The following is a 1,924-nucleotide window of genomic DNA, read 5'->3' as shown; positions in this document are numbered from 1 at the left end:
TTATTATTATATGTTAAAAATATAGAATTTATTATAATACATTCATGATATTGATCATATTATTTTTGCATTAGATATCCATCGGGAAACCTCTCCTGCAGTTAGAAAGTCATAAGGCGCACAGGCGCCATATTTATTCTTTTATCCTGCTAAACTTGTCATTTGGAGTTTGTCTTTTGGATTTTGATGGATTACAGCTACACTGTGATCCAGATCATTACCACTCCTGCAGTCCTGCCTGCCGCAGGCGGGTAGAAAACGCCCGGCGACTTACAGCGCCGGATATTTTTCATTTTCATTCCGAATGATGGATTAATTTTATGTCAACATTAATTTGAAATTGGAGATTGTTGACTAACTAAAACAAAAAAACCCTGTAAATCAACAGATTAACAAGGTTTTTTGTACTCGAGATGGGACTATAACCATAAAGTAAAAGTCTATTTATTTTCATTCAAGCTATAATTGCACAATTATAATGGTTTATATAATCCCACCTTTATCTGGACTTTGTAAACGATTAATCAACGCCTAAAGATGTCGCTTGAAATCCCGTATCTGTCCTAAAATTCGAACGACAAATATGCCCTTTTTAGTTGGTTCGTAAAAAATTGTGTGTGCCTTGTAATTATATCTTTTTAGTGGAGGTGCAAATTCAGAAGCGCTGCGACCAAGGTCGGGATTATCTGCAAGAGTCTGCAAAAATTGGTATAACTCGGTAATATAACTATGAGTCTGTGATTCTCCCCAGGTCTCTAAAGTATAATCTACTATATCATCGATATCGCTATCAGCTTTCGACGATAAATAATAACTAGGCATTCCTGTTACTTTTAGTTCTGTTCTTTTTGCGACTTTTGGCTGCTTCAACAATTTCATCAACAGACCTATTTCTAGAGCTCATGCCACTATCATAGCCTTCTTGTATAGCCGCTTTGGTAATTAAAAACTCCCTATTACGTTCCTCATCCAAGCGTATTAGATGCCTCATGTATTCGCTATCGTTCGCGAAACCACCATTTTCAATTTGTAGCTTTATCCATTGCTCTTGAGCTACTGTTATAGTCAATGATTTTCTAATTGTTGCCATAATTATAAGATTTAATTACATACAATATACGCAATATAACATATTATTAGCGTATAATTTGTTTAATTATTGTCAAACTACAAGTTTTAGGGGTCTGTAGCGAAGTAGTAATCAATCCCACGTTTAATTGAACTTCAAAACTTAATTCTGAAAGTCTAAAATATCGGTGGTTTGCTTTACCCCCCCTACTGGTTCGTACTAAACTCTTCTTATATTAATTTCATCTGCCTCTCAGGCAGCCGCCGTTCCCTTTTTATGACAGCAAAACAACAACATTCATCTTTGGACGACTGCATAATCGGACTCGTGTCTCGCTCCTTTTATAAGTCTTGCCAAACCTGAATATTGTACCGCATAAGGCAACAAAAAAGGTAATGTGACGGCTCTATGGGAAGTAAATCAAAAACCAATATTATGAAATCGTATGATATCATCAAAAAAAGGGAGCGGAAGAACCCCTAAGTTTCGGAAAAAAAACAAAAAAAGGAAAACGCTCTGGATATAATAAGTAAATCACCTCAAAACTGTGCGAATGGTTCAGATAGGAATTCATCTAACAATCCTTTTATTTTTTCGGATTTATCCACCTATGATTTTAATTTAAGCTAAAATAAATCGTATCTTTCTTCAGCTTATCAATAGCACATTTTTATTGTATCGTTATCCCAAGATTTGACTTTCCCTGATAACGATACCCATCTTAAAAAGGCATATAGGAATCTTGGATTCCACAAAAAAGCAATTGATCTTGGTCAAGTTGTTTGAAAATATTTGTTCGCTTTGCGAACGAAATAGGAGAAGCAAGAGGGTAACCTGCTGGCGCAAGGTTACGTT

General features: G+C 35.4%; 2 protein-coding genes. Both read right to left on the bottom strand.

The genetic code is table 11. From position 1 onward, the window contains the following. Positions 1 to 531: 531 nt before the first annotated feature. Positions 532 to 822: a type II toxin-antitoxin system RelE/ParE family toxin gene (locus tag WBN20_RS02870; protein ID WP_297707411.1), complete on the bottom strand. Its 291-nt coding sequence runs from the start codon at positions 820 to 822 to the stop codon at positions 532 to 534. After that, a complete protein-coding gene (locus WBN20_RS02865; RefSeq protein WP_297707409.1) occupies positions 815 to 1,090 on the bottom strand; it encodes a ribbon-helix-helix domain-containing protein in 276 nt (91 codons plus the stop codon). The genes WBN20_RS02870 and WBN20_RS02865 overlap by 8 nt, the downstream gene beginning before the upstream one ends. Positions 1,091 to 1,924 lie beyond the last annotated feature (834 nt).

It is taken from the genome of Eudoraea sp., from assembly GCF_049665975.1.
Lineage (GTDB): Bacteria > Bacteroidota > Bacteroidia > Flavobacteriales > Flavobacteriaceae > Eudoraea.
This window is presented reverse-complemented; position numbering and strand designations above follow the sequence as displayed.